The 20419-nt window shown below is 46.6% G+C and carries 13 protein-coding genes; 9 read left to right on the top strand and 4 right to left on the bottom strand.

Annotation, left to right across the window (positions count from 1 at the left end):
- Nucleotides 1–14: 14 nt before the first annotated feature.
- The 3 genes from IR173_RS11205 to IR173_RS11195 are packed head-to-tail and all read left to right on the top strand — an operon-like array spanning nucleotide 15 to nucleotide 3966.
- On the top strand, nucleotides 15–1349 hold the full coding sequence (locus IR173_RS11205; protein WP_237039686.1) for a dihydrolipoamide acetyltransferase family protein: 1335 nt from the start codon (nucleotides 15–17) through the stop codon (nucleotides 1347–1349).
- An 18-nt stretch (nucleotides 1350–1367) separates the two neighbouring features.
- On the top strand, nucleotides 1368–3401 hold the full coding sequence (locus IR173_RS11200) for an alpha-ketoacid dehydrogenase subunit alpha/beta (RefSeq protein WP_237039685.1): 2034 nt from the start codon (nucleotides 1368–1370) through the stop codon (nucleotides 3399–3401).
- Between the two features lie 40 nt (nucleotides 3402–3441).
- On the top strand, nucleotides 3442–3966 hold the full coding sequence (locus IR173_RS11195) for a flavodoxin (protein ID WP_237039684.1): 525 nt from the start codon (nucleotides 3442–3444) through the stop codon (nucleotides 3964–3966).
- Nucleotides 3967–4240: 274 nt separating this feature from the next.
- Here IR173_RS11195 and IR173_RS11190 read toward each other — a convergent pair whose 3' ends face one another.
- The 4 genes from IR173_RS11190 to IR173_RS11175 are packed head-to-tail and all read right to left on the bottom strand — an operon-like array spanning nucleotide 4241 to nucleotide 10225.
- Nucleotides 4241–5860 carry an NAD(P)/FAD-dependent oxidoreductase gene (locus tag IR173_RS11190; protein WP_237039683.1) on the bottom strand — a complete coding sequence of 540 codons (1620 nt, stop codon included), beginning with the start codon at nucleotides 5858–5860 and terminating at the stop codon, nucleotides 4241–4243.
- Between the two features lie 8 nt (nucleotides 5861–5868).
- Complete coding sequence (locus tag IR173_RS11185; protein WP_237039682.1) at nucleotides 5869–6516, bottom strand: DUF1847 domain-containing protein; 648 nt, start codon at nucleotides 6514–6516, stop codon at nucleotides 5869–5871.
- 39 nt (nucleotides 6517–6555) lie between these two features.
- Entirely contained in the window at nucleotides 6556–7920 is a 1365-nt protein-coding gene (gene radA, locus IR173_RS11180) for a DNA repair protein RadA (protein ID WP_237039681.1), read from the bottom strand.
- Nucleotides 7921–7945: 25 nt separating this feature from the next.
- Nucleotides 7946–10225, bottom strand: a complete 2280-nt coding sequence (locus IR173_RS11175) for an alpha-N-acetylglucosaminidase (RefSeq protein ID WP_394800666.1) — start codon at nucleotides 10223–10225, stop codon at nucleotides 7946–7948.
- Between the two features lie 574 nt (nucleotides 10226–10799).
- On the opposite strand from IR173_RS11175, the gene IR173_RS11170 reads away from it, so the two are divergent.
- The 6 genes from IR173_RS11170 to IR173_RS11145 all read left to right on the top strand — a co-directional run bounded on the left by IR173_RS11170 (nucleotide 10800) and on the right by IR173_RS11145 (nucleotide 20419).
- A complete protein-coding gene (locus IR173_RS11170) occupies nucleotides 10800–11945 on the top strand; it encodes a 6-bladed beta-propeller (RefSeq protein WP_237039680.1) in 1146 nt (381 codons plus the stop codon).
- A gap of 481 nt (nucleotides 11946–12426) precedes the next feature.
- The gene (gene thrA, locus IR173_RS11165) at nucleotides 12427–14859 is read left to right on the top strand and encodes a bifunctional aspartate kinase/homoserine dehydrogenase I (protein ID WP_237039679.1); all 2433 of its coding nucleotides are present in this window, start codon (nucleotides 12427–12429) and stop codon (nucleotides 14857–14859) included.
- Nucleotides 14860–14863: 4 nt separating this feature from the next.
- Nucleotides 14864–16093 carry a cofactor-independent phosphoglycerate mutase gene (locus tag IR173_RS11160; RefSeq protein WP_237039678.1) on the top strand — a complete coding sequence of 410 codons (1230 nt, stop codon included), beginning with the start codon at nucleotides 14864–14866 and terminating at the stop codon, nucleotides 16091–16093.
- A 15-nt stretch (nucleotides 16094–16108) separates the two neighbouring features.
- A complete protein-coding gene (thrC, locus tag IR173_RS11155; protein ID WP_237039677.1) occupies nucleotides 16109–17410 on the top strand; it encodes a threonine synthase in 1302 nt (433 codons plus the stop codon).
- 301 nt (nucleotides 17411–17711) lie between these two features.
- Nucleotides 17712–19511 (top strand): sensor histidine kinase, encoded by a 1800-nt coding sequence (locus tag IR173_RS11150; protein ID WP_237039676.1) that lies wholly within the window; start codon nucleotides 17712–17714, stop codon nucleotides 19509–19511.
- A 413-nt stretch (nucleotides 19512–19924) separates the two neighbouring features.
- Nucleotides 19925–20419, top strand: coding sequence for an RNA polymerase sigma factor (locus IR173_RS11145; protein ID WP_237039675.1), 495 nt, complete (start codon nucleotides 19925–19927; stop codon nucleotides 20417–20419).

Raw genomic sequence — 20419 nt, 5'->3', positions numbered from 1 at the left:
AAAATTCACTCTATATGTCAAGATTCGAAATAAAAATGCCTAAACTGGGCGAGAGTATTACCGAAGGAACAATTATATCCTGGTCGGTAAAGGTGGGTGACACTGTTCAGGAGGACGATGTGTTGTTTGAGGTGAACACTGCCAAGGTGAGCGCGGAGATTCCTTCTCCGGTAGCCGGAAAAGTAGTGGAGATATTGTCTAAGGAAGGGGACACGGTACCTGTCGGTACGGTAGTCGCTATTGTAGATATGGATGGTGAGGAAGAGCAGCCGGAGACTTCCGGTGCGGATGAAGCTCCTCAGTCGTCCGAACCGGAAACCCCTGAAGCGGCGGCTTCTGTTGTCCGACAGGAAGTGCCGAAGGCGATGGCTGTCCGGAAGGAAGACGAACGTTGGTATTCGCCGATTGTACTCCGGTTGGCACAGGCGGCACATCTGTCGCAAGAAGAACTGGACAAGATACCGGGCACAGGATATGAAGGTCGGTTGAGCAAGAAGGATATGAAGAATTATATCATGCAGAAGGAGCAGGGAGGTGTATCGCGTCCGGCTCAGACAGCTCCGGCAGAACCTGTTAAAACGGTTCCGGTTACTCCTGCTCCGGCGGTGGGTGCGGCAAAAACAAGCTCCGTTCCTGTCTCTCCGGCCGCAGGCGATGTGGAAGTGAAGGAAATGGACCGCGTGCGTAAGATGATTGCCGACCACATGGTTATGTCCAAACACACTTCTCCGCACGTGACCAATGTGGTGGAGGTAGACGTTACCAGACTGGTGAAGTGGCGTGCCGCCAACAAGGATGCGTTCTTCCGTCGGGAAGGCGTGAAACTCACTTATATGCCTGTCATAACGGAAGCCGTAGCCAAGGCGCTTGCTGCTTATCCGCAGGTAAATGTTTCTGTAGAAGGTTATAATATCTTGTTCAAGAAGCATATCAATATCGGCATTGCCGTTTCGTTGAATGACGGAAATCTGATTGTCCCCGTCGTGCATGACGCCGACCGCTTGAATCTGAACGGTCTTGCCGTGGCTATCGATACATTGGCCGGCAAAGCGCGTGACAATAAGCTGATGCCTGATGACATTTCGGGCGGAACCTTTACAATAACCAACTTCGGAACCTTCAAGTCTCTGTTTGGCACACCGATTATTAATCAGCCGCAAGTGGCCATTCTGGGTGTGGGGTATATCGAAAAGAAGCCTGCGGTAATCGAGACACCCGAAGGCGATGTGATTGCAGTCCGTCATAAGATGTATCTTTCCTTGTCTTATGACCACCGTGTGGTGGACGGTATGTTGGGAGGGCAATTCCTCTATGCCGTCAAGGAGTATCTGGAAAATTGGAAAGACTAATATCAATAAGTAATGAGTATGGAAAAATATAATATAAAGACCACGGATACCGATACCCTGAAGAGGTGGTATCATCTGATGGTATTGGGGCGTGCACTCGACGAGAAAGCACCTTCCTATCTGTTGCAATCACTGGGGTGGTCGTATCATGCCCCTTATGCCGGACATGATGGCATCCAACTGGCCATCGGGCAGGTCTTCCGTCGGGGAGAAGACTTCCTGTTCCCTTACTATCGGGATATGCTTACCGTGCTTTCTGCGGGGATGAGTGTAGAAGAACTTATTTTGAACGGCATTTCAAAAGCCACAGACCCAAGTAGCGGCGGACGCCACATGTCCAATCATTTTGCCAAACCCGAATGGCATATCGAAAATGTTTCTTCCGCTACCGGAACGCATGATTTGCATGCGGCGGGCGTAGCGCGTTCGATGGTTTACTACGGACATAAAGGAGTGGCAATCACTTCACACGGAGAGTCGGCCTCTTCCGAAGGCTATGTATACGAAGCCGTGAACGGTGCCTGTCTGGAACGCTTGCCCGTCATTTTTGTGTGGCAAGACAATGGTTATGGCATCTCTGTTCCGAAGAAAGATCAGACAGCCGCCCGAAAAGTAGCCGACAACTTTTCCGGTTTCAAGAACCTCCGGATTATTCATTGCAACGGTAAAGATGTCTTCGACTCAATGAATGCCATGACGGAAGCCCGCGAGTTTGCCATAGCCAACCGTATGCCTGTCATCGTGCATGCCAACTGTGTGCGTATCGGTTCGCATTCCAATTCGGACAACCATTCTCTGTATCGTGATGAAAACGAGTTGGCTTATGTCAAGGAGGCCGATCCGCTGATGAAATTCCGCCGGATGTTGCTTCGTTACAAACGACTGACAGAAGAGGAACTCCAACAGATAGAAGCTGCTGCCAAGAAAGAACTGTCCGCAGCCAATCGCAAGGCTCTTGCTGCTCCTGATCCCGATCCGAAAAGCATCTTTGATTATGTCTTGCCCGAACCTTACCAGCCGCAGAAATATAAAGACGGTATCCATGACCATACCGAAGGCGAGAAGGCTTTCATGGTGACTGCCATCAATACTACGCTGAAAGAAGAGTTCCGCCATAATCCCGATACTTTTATTTGGGGGCAGGATGTGGCCAATAAAGACAAAGGCGGGGTATTCAATGTAACTAAGGGAATGCAACAGGAGTTTGGCGATGCCCGTGTGTTCAGTGCCCCCATTGCCGAAGACTATATTGTGGGCACAGCCAACGGCATGTGCCGTTTCGACCCTAAGATTCACGTTGTGGTGGAAGGTGCTGAGTTTGCCGACTATTTTTGGCCTGCCATCGAGCAATATGTGGAGTGTACTCACGAATACTGGCGCAGCAACGGCAAGTTTGTTCCCAATATCGTGCTGCGACTGGCGTCGGGCGGTTATATCGGCGGCGGTCTGTACCATTCGCAAAATATAGAGGGGGCACTGACCACACTGCCCGGTGCGCGTATCGTCTGTCCGTCTTTTGCCGATGATGCGGCGGGACTGTTACGCACCGCTATGCGTTCGCGTGGCTTCACTTTATATCTTGAACCGAAAGCATTGTATAATTCCGTTGAGGCGTCTGCCATCGTTCCCGAGGACTTTGAAGTGCCGTTTGGTAAAGCGCGTATCCGCCGCGAAGGAACAGACTTGAGTATGATAACTTATGGTAACACGACCCATTTCTGTCTTTCGGTGGCAGAACGTTTGGCACAAGAGGGCTGGAGTGTGGAAGTGATTGACGTCCGTTCCCTTATCCCATTGGACAAGGAGACCATTTATGAGTCGGTGAAAAAGACAAGCAAAGCGATGGTGGTGCACGAAGACAAAGTGTTCTCCGGCTTTGGTGCAGAGATTGCCGCCGGCATCGGTACGGAGATGTTCCGCTATCTGGATGCGCCTGTGCAGCGTATAGGGTCTACATTTACGCCGGTAGGTTTCCATCCTGTCTTAGAGAAAGCTATCCTTCCTTCAGAAGACAAGATTTATGAGGCAGCCAAAACACTATTGGCATATTGATAGCTAAAAAGAAGATGTCTGAATTTTAAATAGATTAAGAATGAAAACAATAGGATTATTTTATGCGATGAACGCAGCCAAGACTTCCCATATTGCCGAGAAAATACGTGAAGACCTTGGCGGTGTGAAGGTGACGGAAGTGGTATTAATAGAACGTGCCTGGCAGAATGACTTTCAGGCGTACGACAATATGATAGTCGGTGCTTCCACTTGGTTCGACGGAGAACTCCCTACATACTGGGATGAGTTGATACCCGAGTTGGAGACACTTGATTTGAAAGGAAAGAAAGTTGCTGTTTTCGGGCTTGGCGACCAGAAGAACTATCCCGATAATTTTGTGGATGGTATGGGGATTCTTGCCGATGCTTTTCAGAAGGCTGGTGCGGAATTGGTGGGCTATACGTCAACAGACGGATATGTTTTCAGTCAGTCTCGTGCTGTGCGCGACGGAAAATTCTGCGGATTGGTTATCGACCAGGAAAATCAACCGCAACTTACAGCCAAACGTGTTGCCGATTGGTGCAAGCAAATAAAAGAAGAGTTTGCTTCGGATAAAGGCAAATAGTGTTTTCCTGTTTTAGCCCATGATGTGGGCGTATCTGTCTTGTAAGGGGGGCAAAACATTGGCAATGCTGTTATTGGGCTCGTAGGGGCGAGGTTCGCTCGCCCGAAAACAGTTTACCTTGTGTCTTCGGGCAGGCAAACCCTGCCCCTACAGCTGACGATTGGATAGGCCGGTTTAGTTTTGACACACTCCCTTTCGATTAAAGGGGGAGTTTCGACACATCTCCTTAACGATTTCTAGTATGTGCATCTCCCTCTTCGTTTCGAAGATGAAGTTAAAACCGATTTTGAGGGACGGATAGTCCGAAGTAAGCTGCCACCGCTTCGGCACATCGCTCGCCGTCAATGCCTGCCGACACAATACCGCCTGCATATCCTGCCCCTTCGCCACAAGGGAACAACCCCCGTATCGTAATGTGCTGCAAAGTTTCATTGTCTCTGACAATTCTTACAGGCGCAGAGGTGCGCGTCTCTACTCCAATCATCACTGCGTCGTTGGTAAGGAAACCGTGGCTGGTCCTGCCGAACTGTTGGAATCCTTTGCTTAGACGGTTGGCTATGAAAGGTGGCATCCAGAAGTGAAGAGGAGACGAAACCAAGCCCGGGCTATACGAACTGTCGGGCAAATCGTAACTCAGCTTTTTTCGGGTAAAGTCAACCATTCGTTGTGCCGGAGCTGTTTGCCGCATATTCCCCTGTTGCCAACAGGCAGCTTCCAGTGCTTCCTGAAAATGCATCATCGACAATACAGAATCCGTATCATCGGCAAAGCCCAGCTCTTCGTTTTTCATTCTCAATTCATCGTTTTGCAAATCTTCGGGACGTATCTCTACCACCATGCCCGAGTTGCTCCATTTGGAACCGCGATTACTTGGGCTCATCCCGTTGACCACAATCTGATGAGGCCCGCTGGCGGCAGGTACGACAAATCCTCCGGGACACATACAGAAACTATACACACCACGTCCGTCCACTTGAGTCACAAAACTATACTCGGCCGTCGGGAGGTATTTGCCGCGTCCGTTTTTGTTGTGATATTGAATTTGGTCTATCAGCATGGAAGGATGCTCAAGGCGCACGCCGACTGCAATGCCTTTGGCTTCTATCTGCACTCCATGACTGTGCAGCCAGCGATAGACATCGCGTGCCGAGTGTCCTGTAGCCAGTATGACAGGACCTTTGAATATTTTTCCGGTATTTGTTTCGATACCGACAATGCAATCCTTTTCTATAATCAATGAATCCATGCGTGTCTCGAAGTGCACTTCTCCTCCGCACTCGATAATGGTATTACGCATATTCTCGATGACCCTCGGCAGCTTGTCCGTTCCGATGTGGGGATGGGCGTCTACCAGAATCGAAGAGCTGGCGCCATGCTGACAAAATACGTTTAATATTTTATCTACATTGCCGCGTTTCTTGCTTCGGGTGTAGAGCTTGCCGTCCGAATAAGCACCCGCCCCTCCTTCGCCAAAGCTGTAATTGCTCTCCGGGTCTACTTTGTGTTCGCGACTGATGCGTGCGATGTCAGTCTTGCGGTCGCGCACATTCTTTCCTCTTTCCACCACGATGGGACGCAGTCCTAATTCTATCAGCCGTAGGGCGGCAAACAATCCTCCGGGACCTGCCCCTACCACTATTACCTGGGGCCTGTCTTCTACCTTGCGGTATTCCGTGCGGACGAATTCCTCGTCATGAGGAATCTCATTGATATAGAGACGCACTTTCAGGTTGACATAAATGGTACGTTGGCGGGCATCAATACTTCTTTTCAAGACACGAACGGAATGGATGGTGCGTATGTCCAGCCCTTTTTCACGTCCGATAAATTGTTTGAGCGCTTGTTCATTGACTGCCTGTTCGGGCAATGCCCGCAGTTGGAATTCCTGTATCATATCTTTTTTTATTTGTTGTCGGGCATGAGTTTCTTGCGATAATATGAATTGGCCGTATAGAGGGCTGCTGCCGGATTGTGTCCGGTGACGCGGTCTTTTGTTACCAAGGTAGTGGAATAGGCGTCTGCATATTTATAGAACAGGCTGTCGTGTCCCACGCAAAGTCCGATAACTACATTCAGGTCTGTATGCGCGCGGTTGAGCAGGCGTGCCTGAAGGATAGGGTTACACATGGCAGCTCCGATGGCTTCACATTCCTGAGGGATACCGACGGATGATTTGGACACTCCCGCCACTTTGCATATCACGGAATAAACTTCGAATCCGTTGGCCCTCAGAATTCGGGCAAAGATTCGTGCTTCATTCATTAATCCGATACAATTGGCAATACCTATTTTCTGATATCCCATCTTGCGTGCAAAGGTCATGATTTCTTCCACACGGGTGAGCCGGCAATAGCCTTCAAACTCCACTTCGGCGCTGGCCACCATGACATCGTGGTTTTGTCCTTCGTCATAGCGTTCCAATGCCCACTCCAAATCGTCTTTCTCCAGACCGGTCGTCAGGCAGAATTCGGGATATGTACGGTCTTTGAACTTGCAGTTCTGTGTTCCGCAGTCCACACAACTTGGGGTATATGAATTATCGTTAGTCATTGATGTAGGTTCTTTAGTTTAAAAACAGTTTTATGTATCTCATCCGAATAGGGCCCGGAACGCTTCTTCCACCTTTCTGACCGGAATGATTTCTATCTTCAGTTTCTTGGTATCCATTCCCTGAAGGTTGTGCTTGGGGATAAGGATACGCTTGAATCCGAGTTTTTCGGCTTCCCCGATTCGTTGTTCGATACGGTTCACCGGACGTATCTCGCCACTCAGCCCCACTTCACCCGCCATGCAGGTATCTCGTTCCACTTCCGCATCCATGTTGCTTGACAGGATAGCGCTGATGACAGACAAGTCGATGGCAGGGTCATTGACCTTCAGTCCGCCGGCTATATTGAGAAAGACATCTTTCTGTGCCAGCTTGAATCCGACCCGTTTCTCCAGTACGGCAAGGAGCATGTTCATTCTTCTCAGGTCGAAGCCTGTGGCAGAACGTTGAGGATTACCGTAGACGGCAGAACTGACCAGCGCCTGTGTTTCAATGAGGAATGGGCGAACCCCCTCGATGGCAGAAGCAATGGCTACGCCGCTCATTCCTTCATGGTCTTGACTCAGCAGCAATTCGGAGGGATTGCTTACTTGCCTCAATCCATCCTGCCGCATCTCGTAGATGCCTAATTCGGCAGTACTGCCGAAACGGTTCTTGATGCTGCGCAGGATGCGATACATATAATGCTGGTCGCCCTCGAACTGCAAGACAGTATCGACGATGTGTTCCAAAACCTTCGGACCGGCTATGCTTCCTTCCTTATTAATATGTCCAATCAAAATGACTGGCGTGTTTGTCTGCTTGGCAAATTTGAGAATGGAGGCAGAACATTCGCGCACTTGTACCAGGCTTCCGGGAGAAGAATCAATCGTCTCGGTCGATATCGTTTGTATGGAGTCGATGATAACCAAGTCGGGCCGCGTATTTTTGATGTTCACATAAATCTGTTCCAAAGATGTTTCGCATGCTATCAGACAGTCCGAGGAGTTATGGCGGATGCGGTCGGCACGCAGCTTCAGCTGCCGTGCGCTTTCTTCGCCGGAAACATACAGTATCTTCTTTTCGGGCAGCCTCAGAACGGTTTGCAGCACAAGGGTGGACTTTCCGATTCCCGGTTCTCCGCCCAGCAAGACCAGCGATCCGGGAACCAGACCGCCGCCCAACACACGGTTCAATTCCTCATCGTGCATATCGATGCGCGGTTCGTCGCCACCCGTTATTTCGCTGAGGATGACAGGCTTGCTCTTGACAGGTTCCAGTCCCGACACCGGACGGGTGCCGGCTGCCGGCTTGCGCACCACTTCTTCTACATACGTGTTCCACTCACCACAAGAAGGGCATTTGCCAATCCATTTGGGAGAGTCTTGTCCGCAGTTGCTACATATATATACAGTCTTTTCTTTCATACAGCAAAGGTATGGAAATATTTCTTTATTTCTTTCCCAAATTCTCAAATCTGTTTTCTTCTTTCACTTCATCGCTTTGCACACCTTCCCGATAATATTCGTCGGCCAAGGCAGTATACTTGCGGTACATCCTCTGCGCGGTCTCTATTTCATCACCTTCGGTGACAGGAATACGCGCCTTTCCGGGAGTCGATACATACTGAAGTTCCCAATCGCCCAGTGAACTATAGAACTCATTGGCGCGGAAAGCCTCGCGGTTATGCGTGAGTGGCAAACCTTTCTCCGAATATTCCGTACCTTTATCCAGATGTTCTTCAAGCATGGCATAGAACTTCTCCCACCGTTTCAGGTAATAGCCGTCTATCAGTCCTGCCCATTCCTTCCAACCGTAATCAAAGATGAAAGGGTCTTTGTCTGCCCCCCATATCGTAAACAGGGCTGTGGCATCCTTTTCATATAAGTCTTGTTCTTCGGGAGTCGTTCCCCAACGGCGCGCCTGAGTGAGCCATCTGTCGAAGTTAAATTCGGGGCGGGTGCGTAATAAGGTATCCACATCCTTCAATAGTTCCAAGAAGCGTTGGCTGTGGAGGCGGAAGGCTGTCTTGTCTTTTTCTTTAAATGCCTTTGCCGCCTGCTTGTGAATAGCTTGTCCCAGGTTTGACATGATTTGGCGTTGTATGTCGACAATATCGAAACGATAGGGGCGGGAGTCTCCCAACCTGTCTGCATCTTGCAGGAGAAGGGCTTCTGCACGTATCAAGTCGGCCGGATGATAAGGAATGGCAAAGCCGGCATTCGGTCCCGACTTTTTCACGTCAAGTGCGGGGCGTGCGGCAATGATGGAGCTGAACTCTGTTCCGTTTGTACCTCGTGCATAAGCCGAATGAAGTAAGTAGACACTCCATGCAGTCTCGGCATTTTGAGAGACAGCTCCATAACGGCGTTGCGCATACTCTGCCAGCCACTTTTCCACATTGATACTGTCACGGTGCAGGGGCATCTCGAATGCAAGGTCATAATAGACAGGATTTTGTTCGATGGACTCCATAAAGAGACCTGAACCGATGATATTCGGTGAGCGTTTTGCGGCAGTGGCGTATTGGTTGGATGCCAGTAGCGGCAAATCGCCGTGCAGATTGATGCGTCCGCCAAAGTTATGCAGATTTCCGGCAATGGCGGGATATCCCCAAAAGGCGCTGTCCTTTCGGCACTTTGCACCATTGAGGTCAAGAATTAACAGGTCTTCTTTGGGAACGGCCTTCACGATTGGTTCACGCAGACTCCATGCCTGCATCGCCCATACAGCCGATGAATCGAAATCTTTGAATAACTTGTGAATGGATTTTCCCACAGCCGACAGGTATTCGGGAGTATCTATCGGTGGGGCACTTTCATGGAATGGGTCGGCAGCATACACTCCGTGGGCACCGTAAAGCTTCTTTTGCTCTTCCAGAAAATCATGTCCGATTACTTGAAACAGCGAGTCGGTGGGGTCGAGCTGTGCAACGCCGGTAAAAGCGCACCACGAAGGCTGTTGCTGTATTTTGGCATGGGGATATTTATCTTTCAGTTCGCGTGGCACGTAACCGGAGAAACCTTGTTGGATGGGTTGCATACCCAGTTCCAGTTCACGCTGTATGATTTGTTTGCCCAGCCGGATGTGGGAATCTATCCATGATTTGGGAAGCGGTCCGCCATAGTCTTGCAGGTTTTGCATCCATTGCCATGCAGCATGACCCGGTCCTGCAAGGAAATGCCGTGCCTCCTCATCCGTGAAATGATGTTTCAGCAGTGTGTTGTACCATACGGCTTCCAGACCGATGACAGACAAAGGCATATTGATTGAATTCATTGCCATATAGTCCAGTTCGCGTTGCCATCGTTCCCAGTCCCACCATGCAGCCGAGTAACTCACGGTGCAATAATTCATGTAAACGCGATACTTGCCATTGATGGTGTTATGGGTTGTTTCAATCGGGAGAGGCAATGTTGCCGGCAGTTTGAGTTGGTCGCCAAACCAAGACACATGTGCATTGCAAGTATATTTCAAATATTGGTTGTAGGCTGTGGCAAGTGCTATCGGATTGTTACCCCGCAATAGTACTTTTCCGTTTTGGCTGCCTATCTCGTAGACATCTTTTCCATTTTCAGAATCAATCAGTTCCAGTTGGAACTGGTTACCATATCCGGGTGTGACACGCTCTATCAAGTCATACGCAGCTTGTATCTGCGGATGATTGGAATGGCAGGCGGTGCATAGCAGTGACATGATAAACCATAAGGAAATAAAATAATAGTGCTTCATCTTTTATATTATGTGTTTAATGATTATAGGTTTCAGAGAGAAATCTGTTATATGCACACAAAATTACGATAATTCATTCAATCAAAAAACTTTTTGTTACTATAATACCAGACAAACGGCCTGTCTTCGAACGTATATATCCGTCTTTTTATCTTTGTACGATGCTTAAGTCTGTCATCTCAGTTCGATATTGCTTCACCACGGAGGTGGTTAAGTCTAACCACCTCTGTGATTAACGTTAACCACCTCCGTGGTTAAATCTCTTCACCTCCGTGGCGAAGCAATACTGAACGGTTCGTCTGGCAAACGGTATAGGACGAGAAACGATAGGAGAGCATAGGCAGACAACCGAACTATTTCTGTTTCAATGATTCTGCAGAAACGTGCTTGGCGGGACGATGATATGCTTTGCCGGAATAATTAAGGGATAAGTAAGAAACAGACAGTCAGAGATTTGAAAATAGAAACAGGAATTTGGCTTTTATAATTAATGTATGAAGAAAAAGCGATAATTGTTTGTTTCTTCGGAATATGTTTCTTACATTTGGACAATCTACTAAAAAATCGTACTATTATGAAAAGAACAAAGTTGTTGATGAGTACTGCAATACTGGCGACCGCCCTTCTTGCAGCTTGTGGCCCGTCATCGAAAGACGATGGCACCATTACAAGATTAGAACAGAATGGCAATACACTCACACTATGTGATTTTGCGAAAGTAAAGGATACCCTGAATGTGCCGCTGAGCGAGTGGGTGGAAGATTGCCAGTTGGTGAGGTTTGAAAATGTCGATACGGCACTGTTTAAAATGTGGTGGCCGGCTATCACCGACAACTATATCGGAATCCGCCAAAGCGGAGGCGTATTTAAGTTGTTTAATCATAAAGGGAAATTTCTGCATGACATAGGAGCGATGGGACAGGGGCCCGGCGAATATGCAGGCTCGTTGTATAGTGAATTGATTGATGAGAAGAATAAGGCGATATACCTTGCCCCGTTTGCCGGAAGCACTAAGATATTGAAGTATAACCTGGACGGCACCTTTGTGACAGATTATGATTTAGGGGAAAGGCTCAACAAACCTAAACTGTCACTCAACCCCGATGGAAGTATATCTCTTGTTCATCTCTGTTTTCAGGGTATGAGTGAAATGATGGGGGCTGTTATTACGCCGGATAGCACTATCACCAAGTATATACCGACGGCTGGGCAGGCTATAAATCCACGTGATAAAAACGGTAGCTTCGTTGGCTTTAATAACGAAATATGGAGTTATAATAATGTGGAAGGCTTCAAATACATGATGATGCCTGTCGATACATTATATAATTATAATGCTGCTGCCAACAAGATAGAAGCACAGTTTGCCTTGTCCAATCCTCCTGTGGGAGAAGATGTATTCCTGATTTACGATGAACTTCCCGGGAAATATCTTGCTACGGTCTGGGGTAAAGGAACTATTGTGGTAGACAACAAGAACAATAATTCACACTATGTGAAGTTGGTGAATGACTATTTTGGCGGTCTTCCTGCACCGATGAATTTCACTAACGGTTGGTTCTTTGCCATGTATGAGCCGGCAGTGCTGATGGAAAACATAGAAAAACGTATGGCCGCACCCGATTGTACCGACAAAGACAAAGAGTTGCTGAAAGGCTTGCTTGAATCATTGGACGAAAACGATAACAATGTCATGTTTATCGGTAAACTGAAGAAGTGATTTGCTCATTGCTTGGTTGTCATTGCCGTCTTTCACAATAAAAACGCTTGTGAAAGACGGTTTTTGTACTTCTTTTTGTCTTATTTCTGTTATTAAAAGAGTAATTCTTACTGTTTTTCTCAAAAAAAACGAGATTCGTGATAGATTGTAAGAAATAGTTTTTATATTTGCATCGTTCAAACAAAAAGGAAAGAACGGTTATAAAATGACAATGTACTATCTGCATACAACTACTTTTGGGATGGGGCGCATGATGACCTCCATGTCTACATCCACAACAATGACCCCTCGGGGTTAAGGATAGTATATAGTGTTTCTACGTGATACACGCTTACGGACGTAAGCAAAAACAGCATTTAATTTTATTTTATTGTAAACAGATACGGCTTATTCCGTTACTGAAGACGTGTTATATAGTGTCCTGAACTGAAAAGGAGATGATAATGCAGGGGAAAAGAGCCGGAACAAAATAGGTAATTGCATGAAAGTAATGAAATTCGGCGGAACGTCCGTAGGTTCCGTGGACAGTATTTTAAAAGTCAAACAGATAGTAGAGGCTGCCGAAGAGCCTGTAATCGTAGTGGTATCTGCTTTGGGTGGCATCACTGACAAGTTAATCAATACTTCGCAAATGGCAGCTAATGGCGATGCGGAGTATGAAAAAGAGTATCGTGAGATAGTGAACCGTCACATTGAGATGGTGTACACCGTTATTCCGGCGGGCGAAGGACGCACCGTATTGCTGGATAAGGTCAATGAACTGCTGAGCGAGTTGAAAGATATCTTTCAAGGTATTTATCTGATTAAGGATTTGTCTTCCAAGACTTCTGCAACTATCGTGAGCTACGGTGAACGTTTGTCGTCTATTATTGCGGCAACGCTGATAAAGGGAGCTGTGTGGTATGATTCGCGCAACTTTATCAAGACTGAGAAGAAACATGCCAAGCATATTCTGGATTCGGAACTGACCACTTCGTTGGTGAAAGAAACATTTGATGAAATTCCGCAGGTGGCACTGGTGCCCGGTTTTATATCTACTGACAAGAATAGCGGAGAAGTGACTAATTTGGGACGTGGCGGTTCGGATTATACAGCTTCCATCATTGCCGCATCTCTGAATGCCGGCAGTCTGGAGATATGGACGGATGTGGACGGCTTTATGACTGCCGACCCGCGTGTCATCAGCACTGCTTATACCATAAATGAGCTGAGTTATGTAGAGGCTATGGAGCTTTGCAACTTTGGTGCGAAAGTGGTTTATCCGCCGACTATCTATCCGGTGTGTCACAAGAATATTCCTATTCTGATAAAAAACACCTTTAACCCCGAGGCCCCCGGAACCATTATCAAGCAGGAAGTCGATTCAGGCTCAAAGGCCATTAAAGGTATTTCGTCTATCAATGATACCAGCCTGATTACGGTGACAGGCTTGGGCATGGTGGGAGTAATCGGCGTCAACTTCCGCATCTTTAAGGCATTGGCGCAGAATGGCATCAGTGTGTTCATGGTGTCTCAGGCTTCTTCAGAGAACAGCACTTCCATCGGTGTCCGTAATCAGGATGCTGCATTGGCTTGTGAGGTGCTGAATGAGGAATTTGCAAAAGAGATAGAAATGGGTGAAATCAGTCCGGTGGTGGCTGAGATGAATTTGGCTACTATTGCAATTGTAGGCGAGAACATGAAGCATACGCCGGGTATTGCCGGAAAGCTCTTTGGAACATTGGGACGTAACGGTATCAGCGTGATAGCTTGTGCGCAAGGTGCTTCCGAAACCAATATCTCTTTTGTGGTGGAGGCTAAGTCTCTTCGCAAATCTTTGAACGTCATCCATGACTCGTTCTTCCTGTCGGAGTATCAGGTATTGAACTTGTTTATCTGTGGTACCGGTACGGTAGGCGGCAGCCTGATAGAACAAATCCGTTGCCAGCAACAGAAGTTGATGCAGGAACGTGGCTTGAAGCTGAAGGTAGTGGGCATTGCCGACGGGCATCGTGCACTCTTCACACGTGCGGGCATTGACCTTGCTTCTTATAGGGAAGAGATGGAAGAAAAAGGAATTCCGTCTTCTGCCGGTGTGCTGCATGACGAGATTATCGGCATGAATATTTTCAATTCTGTTTTTGTGGATTGTACGGCAAGTGCCGAAGTAGCTTCTCTTTATAAAGAGTTCCTGATGCATAATATCTCTGTAGTGGCAGCCAATAAGATTGCCGCTTCATCGGATTATTCCATTTATAGCGAGTTGAAGCAAATAGCTCGCAAACGGGGAGTGAAGTTCTTGTTTGAGACAAATGTGGGTGCGGGGCTGCCGATTATCAATACCATCAATGACCTGATAAATAGTGGTGATAAGATTTTGAAGATAGAAGCGGTGCTCAGTGGAACTTTAAACTATATCTTTAATAAGATTAGTGCAGACGTGCCTTTCAGCCAAACCATCAAGATGGCACAGGAAGAACGTTATTCGGAGCCTGACCCGCGCATCGACCTGAGTGGAAAAGACGTAATCCGCAAGTTGGTTATCTTGGCGCGCGAGGCCGGATACAAGTTGGAACAGACAGATGTGGAAAAACATCTTTTTGTACCGAATGATTTCTTTGAAGGGGCTTTGGAAGAGTTCTGGAAGAAAGTCCCGTCGCTGGATGCTGATTTTGAGGCTCGTCGTCAGAAGTTGGAAAACGAGAATAAGCGTTGGCGCTTCGTTGCGAAACTGGAAAACGGTAAAGGCAGCGTGTCTCTGCAGGAAGTAGACAGCAAACATCCGTTCTATGGATTGGAAGGCAGTAATAATATTATCCTGCTTACCACCGAACGATATAAAGAATATCCAATGATGATACAAGGATACGGTGCCGGTGCCAGTGTTACTGCTGCCGGAGTATTTGCCGACATCATGAGTATCGCAAACATTTAGGCTTATGAAACACATTATTATTCTGGGTGACGGTATGGCCGACTGGCCGGCTGAATCATTGGGAAATAAAACATTGCTTCAGTATGCTGCTACACCCTATATGGACAAGCTTGCCCGTATGGGACGTACCGGAAGGCTGATGACCGTTGCACCGGGTTTCCATCCGGGCAGCGAAGTGGCGAATATGTCGGTTATGGGCTATAATCTGCCGAAAGTGTATGAAGGGCGCGGTCCGTTGGAAGCGGCGAGCATCGGAGTAGACCTGCAACCGGGTGACATGGCGATGCGTTGCAATATTATCTGCATCGAAGGAGATAATATAAAGAATCATTCTGCCGGTCATATCACCACCGAAGAAGCTGATGTGTTGATTAACTATTTGGAAGAGAAGTTGGGCACAGACCGCATTCATTTCTATACAGGGGTGCAATACCGTCATTTATTGGTGATAAAAGGAGGCAATAAGCATTTGGATTGCACACCTCCCCATGACGTTCCGTTGAAATCTTTCCGTCCGCTGATGGTGAAGGCCGAGGTGCCGGAAGCACAGGAAACGGCAGAACTGATAAATGCCCTTATCCTGAAATCTCAAGAATTGCTGGCTGAACATCCCGTTAACAAGAAGCGTATAGCCGAAGGTAAAGACCCCGCCAACAGCATTTGGCCGTGGAGTCCGGGCTATCGTCCGCAGATGGAACCATTGGCAGAGAAGTATCCGGATATCAGGAAAGGTGCGGTCATTTCGGCTGTCGATTTGATTAACGGAATCGGATATTATGCCGGATTGCGCCGCATCACCGTGCAAGGGGCAACAGGACTCTATGATACAAATTATGAAAACAAGGTTGCCGCCGCATTGGAAGCGCTTCGGACAGACGACTTTGTATATCTGCATATCGAAGCCAGTGACGAGGCGGGGCATGAGGGGGATTTTAAGTTGAAGCAGCTCACGATTGAAAATCTGGACAAGCGGGCTGTCGGTCCTATCTATGAGGCGGTAAAAGATTGGACGGAACCGGTTGCCATAGCTGTGCTTCCCGATCATCCTACACCTTGCGAACTGCGTACACATACTGCTGAGCCGGTGCCTTTCCTCATTTATTATCCGGGCATAGAGCCGGACAATGTACAGACATTTGACGAGGTGGCTTGTGTGGAAGGCAGTTACGGAGTGATGAAAGAAGATGAGTTTATGAACGAGTTTATGGCAGCTCCTGCGCTGCATAACGATTAAAAAACAATCTATATTATGAAATATTATAGTACCAATCATCAGGCCCCGGCTGCTTCATTGGAAGAAGCTGTTGTGAAGGGGCTGGCTTCCGACAAAGGTTTATTTATGCCCGAAGCTATTAAAATGTTGCCGAAAGAATTTTATGATAACATAGAACACCTGTCTTTTCAGGAAATAGCCTATCGGGTGGCTGATGCTTTCTTTGGCGAGGATGTGCCGGCCGATACATTGAAACAGATTGTTTATGATACGTTGGGTTTTGATGTTCCTGCCGTAAAGGTGAAGGATAATATTTACTCATTGGAATTGTTTCATGGCCCTACCTTGGCTTTTAAAGATGTGGGCGGACGGTTCATGGCTCGTTTGCTGGGTTACTTCATTAAAAAAGAAGGGCAGAAGCAGGTGAATGTCCTGGTCGCTACTTCGGGAGATACCGGCAGTGCAGTAGCCAATGGCTTCCTCGGAGTGGAAGGTATCCATGTGTATGTACTTTATCCGAAAGGAAAGGTCAGCGAAATTCAGGAAAAGCAGTTCACTACGCTGGGACAGAATATTACGGCTTTGGAAGTGGACGGTACGTTTGACGATTGTCAGGCATTGGTAAAGAATGCGTTTATGGATGCTGACTTGAATGCGCACATGAAACTGACTTCGGCAAATTCTATTAACGTGGCCCGCTTCCTGCCTCAGGCATTCTATTATTTCTATGCATACGCGCAGTTGAAGAAAGAAGGAAAGGCGAATCAGATGGTGGTATGTGTGCCTAGCGGTAACTTTGGCAATATTACGGCCGGTCTGTTCGGAAAGCGCATGGGTTTGCCTGTGAAACGCTTTATAGCAGCCAACAATCGGAACGATATCTTCTATCAATACTTGCAGACCGGAACATACAATCCGCGTCCTTCCGTCGCTACCATTGCCAATGCAATGGATGTGGGCGACCCCAGTAACTTTGCTCGCGTACTGGCATTGTACGATAACAATCACGCTGCCATTACAGCGGAAATCTCGGGTGCGACCTATACAGATGAACAGATTCGCGAAACAGTGAAGGAAGCCTATCGGGAAACAGGCTATTTGCTCGATCCGCACGGAGCTTGCGGTTATCGCGCCCTCTCGGAAAGCTTGCAACTGGGCGAGACCGGTGTCTTTCTTGAAACGGCGCATCCGGCAAAGTTCCTTGAAACAGTGGAAGCTATCATTGGCGGCAAAGTGGAGATTCCCGCCAAGCTGCAGGAGTTCATGAAAGGAACCAAGCAGAGTATTCCGATGGATAAAGACTTTGATAGCTTCAAGGCTTATTTGATGAAAGAATAATTTCTCTGTAAATATATATTAGGAAAAGACTTCACAGCTGAATGTAAATAAAGTGGTGGAGTCTTTTTTTATGCAAAAGAGGATGGTAATCTCTTAATATTAACTACATTTGTGAATTTACTAAAATCATTGTTTTATGAAAAGGTTATTCCCCTTTTTAATATTCCTGCTTTGTGTATTTTCTATGACTGCACAAAATAATCAGTTTAACATGGACAGTACGCTCTTTGTTTATTATCAAAGGTGTGAGAGAATCAGCAGAACACCCGGGATTCTTCAAGCGGCTGATACTCTTTTTAGAATGGCTGAAAAATTGGGAGATAAACGTACGCAGGCGGCCGCCCTGTGTCATAAGGCCAGTTATTTTTATTTCTGTGGAATGGATATGGACAGCCTTCGCTACTATTCGGAAGAGGTGAAGCGTTTTGCCAGACAGACCGGCCAGCCTAAGTATTATTATTGGATATGGGGAAGATACATAGAGGGCTATATTATAAAGAAACAATTCAATTTGGCTTTGCTGGAATTGAAAGCTATGCAGGAAGAAGCCACAAAAGAGAATTATATGCCCGGACTGATTTCTTGTTATAAGTCAATGAGGAATGTCTATAGCCTGAAAAATAATGTTCAATTGGCTTATGAATATCAAAAGAAGGTGGTAGAACTGATAGAACAATACGACATTGAAGACTTTAACCTTAGTCTGATATACGCTACTTTGGCTCATGATATGATAAATCTGAATAAGACAGAAGAAGCCAAGCCCATATTGGAAAAAGCATACGCGGCGGTGAAACGTCCTTCCCAAGAATTGTTAGTCATGAAGAATGATGCTTTTTATTGGTGGAGGAAAGGAAATGCGCGGCAAGTAGAACAGCTTATCCGGAAGGCGGAAGCTTTAAACCTTCCTGATATGGACAATGATTTGTGTGATATTAAAACATATTATTATTGGTTGACCGGAGAGTATAGTAAAATAGTGGAATTATATGAGTCGTCTTATGATAAAAGCAGAGTGGATCAGTTGCGCTTTTTAAAGGTAAAAGCGGAAGCTCTTCAAATGGTTCCCGGTCGTGAAAAGGAAGCGAATGAGCAATACAATTTATACGTTCAGTTGCGTGATTCGCTGGAAAGACGGGATGCCCAGGTGTCTTTGGAAGAGTTTGCGACAATCATGGATGTTTCACGTCTTAATAAAGAAAACAGTGAGTTGGAGCTTGCCATGAGCAGACATAAGTTGCATACGACCTATGTATCTTTGATAGGATTGGGAATCTTTATTCTAGTGATGTGTGTGTTTACTTTTAAGCTGTGGAGACTGAACAGGCGTTTGCGTCATTCTGAGTTTGATTTGCGCCGGAAGAATATGGCATTGACTGAAGCTGATAAGATTATTGTCAAAGAGAAGGAGCGTGCCGAGAATGCCAGTCGCATGAAGAGTGCTTTTATTCAAAACATGAGTCATGAGATAAGAACGCCTCTTAACTCTATTGTGGGTTTTTCACAAGTGCTTGTCGAGGAACTGAGAGGTCAGGAGGACATGAAAACGTATGCAAGCGTAATAACGGAAAACAGTAATAACCTGTTGAAACTAGTAGGGGATGTTCTGGAGCTTTCTACTCTTGATACAATGGATAAAGAGATTAAGAAGGTCCCGGTCAGCATAAACGATTTATGTTCTTTGGCGTTGAAACGTGTGAAAGACGATTTAAAGCCGGAGGTGGAATTGTTGTTCGACTCTTGGAAAAATGAATATCCTGTTTGTTCTGACTCAAAACTGATAGCGACAGTACTTGATAATTTATTGCTGAATGCAATCAAGTTTACTACTCGAGGGAAAATAACGTTGGATTGCCATTTGTCGATGGATGCACAGCATATAGAGATAGTGGTGACAGACACCGGCATCGGCATACCCGAAGACAAGCAGGAGTGGGTGTTCGAGCGTTTTACCAAGGTAGATGAATTTACTCAGGGTACAGGGCTCGGACTGGCTATCAGTCGGCTGGCTGCACAATTATTGGGAGGACAGATTATGATTGACTCTGATTATAAGGAAGGCTGCCGGATGGTGTTCACTCTCCCTGCCGATAAAGTTTAAGATACTTCATTTTATACCGCTGTTCGGTAAGAGGGGCGGAAGGATTTTTATTTGTTCCGGAATACGGTCAACTAACCGTTTGGGCTTTTCCCAGACACTTGTCATCTGTCTGTTTATACTCTATGCGAAGTTGTTTATAAACTAAACAGGGAGGGTGTATCAAAACTAAGTTAAACCAAAGAAGGACTTTTAATCTGAAACTTGGGCATCCTAAAAAGCAAGAGAAGGAGTCGTATCATTACTCGAAATAGAGTTCGATATGGCTCTTTTAAGTTTGGCAGTTACAATCTGTCACTTTTCGGAAGGGTCATTTTTGTTTTGACACACCCTCGATTTCTATAAAAGGGAAGTTTTGATACATCCCCCTTTGCAACTATTCGGGAAAGGTTGCGTCTTATGTAAAAAAGGAGAATATGAAAGGAAAAAAGGAGAATGAGCAAGCGTTTCTGACTCTGATAAAAGAGTATGGAAGACTGATTTACAAGGTCTGCTATCTCTATGCCACAGACGAGGAGCATTTGAAAGATTTGCATCAGGAGGTTTTGATACATCTGTGGCAAGGATTCCGAAGTTTTAAAGGAGAAGCGAAGATTTCCTCCTGGATTTATCGGGTGAGTCTGAATACTTGTATATCATTCTATCGCAAACACAGTAAGATTACGGATACTATGTCGTTGGAAAGCCTGTTCGACTTGATGATTGATGAGAGCGATGAGAAAGCGGTACATCTGCGCGAGATGTACCGGCTCATCAGTCAGCTCAACCGTTTGGAGAAAGCCATCATTCTGTTGTGGCTGGACGAACGGTCGTATGAAGAGATTGCCGAAATCACCGGTATCTCGCGCAATAATATTGCTTCGAAATTGAAGCGGATTAAGGAAAAATTAAATGGATTGGCAAATCAATAG

The organism is Phocaeicola faecalis, from assembly GCF_021730445.1.
Lineage (GTDB): Bacteria > Bacteroidota > Bacteroidia > Bacteroidales > Bacteroidaceae > Phocaeicola > Phocaeicola faecalis.
This window is presented reverse-complemented; position numbering and strand designations above follow the sequence as displayed.

What these genes read in the sequence shown, in the direction of transcription:
- IR173_RS11205 (WP_237039686.1), top strand. Translation starts at nt 15, where the DNA reads ATGTCAAGATTCGAAATAAAAATGCCTAAACTGGGCGAGAGTATTACC.
- IR173_RS11200 (WP_237039685.1), top strand. Translation starts at nt 1,368, where the DNA reads ATGGAAAAATATAATATAAAGACCACGGATACCGATACCCTGAAGAGG.
- IR173_RS11195 (WP_237039684.1), top strand. Translation starts at nt 3,442, where the DNA reads ATGAAAACAATAGGATTATTTTATGCGATGAACGCAGCCAAGACTTCC.
- IR173_RS11190 (WP_237039683.1), bottom strand. Translation starts at nt 5,860, where the DNA reads ATGATACAGGAATTCCAACTGCGGGCATTGCCCGAACAGGCAGTCAAT.
- IR173_RS11185 (WP_237039682.1), bottom strand. Translation starts at nt 6,516, where the DNA reads ATGACTAACGATAATTCATATACCCCAAGTTGTGTGGACTGCGGAACA.
- radA (WP_237039681.1), bottom strand. Translation starts at nt 7,920, where the DNA reads ATGAAAGAAAAGACTGTATATATATGTAGCAACTGCGGACAAGACTCT.
- IR173_RS11175 (WP_394800666.1), bottom strand. Translation starts at nt 10,225, where the DNA reads ATGAAGCACTATTATTTTATTTCCTTATGGTTTATCATGTCACTGCTA.
- IR173_RS11170 (WP_237039680.1), top strand. Translation starts at nt 10,800, where the DNA reads ATGAAAAGAACAAAGTTGTTGATGAGTACTGCAATACTGGCGACCGCC.
- thrA (WP_237039679.1), top strand. Translation starts at nt 12,427, where the DNA reads ATGAAAGTAATGAAATTCGGCGGAACGTCCGTAGGTTCCGTGGACAGT.
- IR173_RS11160 (WP_237039678.1), top strand. Translation starts at nt 14,864, where the DNA reads ATGAAACACATTATTATTCTGGGTGACGGTATGGCCGACTGGCCGGCT.
- thrC (WP_237039677.1), top strand. Translation starts at nt 16,109, where the DNA reads ATGAAATATTATAGTACCAATCATCAGGCCCCGGCTGCTTCATTGGAA.
- IR173_RS11150 (WP_237039676.1), top strand. Translation starts at nt 17,712, where the DNA reads ATGGCTGAAAAATTGGGAGATAAACGTACGCAGGCGGCCGCCCTGTGT.
- IR173_RS11145 (WP_237039675.1), top strand. Translation starts at nt 19,925, where the DNA reads ATGAAAGGAAAAAAGGAGAATGAGCAAGCGTTTCTGACTCTGATAAAA.